This is a genomic window from Blautia sp. DFI.1.216, from assembly GCF_020594215.1.
Classification (GTDB): domain Bacteria; phylum Bacillota; class Clostridia; order Lachnospirales; family Lachnospiraceae; genus Blautia_A; species Blautia_A wexlerae.
The window spans coordinates 1-905 of sequence record NZ_JAJDML010000149.1 but is presented as its reverse complement, the minus strand read 5'-3'; the positions used below and the strand labels follow the sequence as shown (position 1 = coordinate 905).

The following is a 905-nucleotide window of genomic DNA, read 5'->3' as shown; positions in this document are numbered from 1 at the left end:
ATTTTTTTAGTATATAATGCTTTTATACGGCATAAACAGCATAGTTTTTTGCATGATAAAAGGACATCTGGAAATAGTGTGCAGGACTAAATTCCACATGTCTGTTGGAAAGACTAAATTCTATGCAATGAAACTTGCCTGTGCCTGTATTGTTATTATTATTTTATTAATGCTGGTATCAATGTGACTTCATCGGCTGGTATCTCTGCTAATCCTAATGCTTTATGAAGTCTGTTATCCAGCAGGAGACGGGATACTTCATATGGACTGTGTCCATTGAGGCTGTCCCGTTTTTCGCTGTTGATATGATTTAATAACAGCAGCGTTGTCTTGTCTGTCATTTTTTCAAAGCTTGTTCCTTTTGGAAGGACATACCTTATATATTCATGATTCTTTTCAAGAGCACCTTTTTGATCAGAACGGTTGGGATCACAATAATAAATACGTGTGCGTACTTCCCCATTTTTGCTATATTCCAGACTTTGCCGGTCCTGAAATTCATGTCCGTTGTCCGTAAGTATCACTTCGAAAAGTTTCTGGAACAGTTCAATTCCAAGTAATTCTGTTAAATGATCAAAAATCCTGGTTACTTCTTTCTGGGTCTGTTCTTCTAAAAGAAACATAAGCATAAGGCTACAGTTTCGAAAGAACATAGTCAGAAAGCAGGGACTGGTACCTTTTGCTCCTTCAACGGTATCCATCTCGACTACATAAACAGATTTGCTCGCTGCGATATATTCCAGAAATTCTTTATAGCTCCTATCTTTTCGGAAACTTCTGTCTTTAAGGCTGGCAGTAGTTTTTCTTTTCCGCTGCTTGTATACCACTTTACGGCGCAGATCTATGTTTCTGGCTTGAAAAACGCCACGGTCTATGTAAGAATATATGGTTCTTCTGGAACAGGC

The 905-nt window shown here is 38.1% G+C and carries 1 protein-coding gene; it reads right to left on the bottom strand.

Features of this window, described 5'->3' with window-relative positions:
• Window positions 1-158: 158 nt before the first annotated feature.
• On the bottom strand, window positions 159-905 hold a 747-nt coding region (locus tag LJE11_RS19140), incomplete at its 5' end, for an IS30 family transposase (protein ID WP_227296407.1).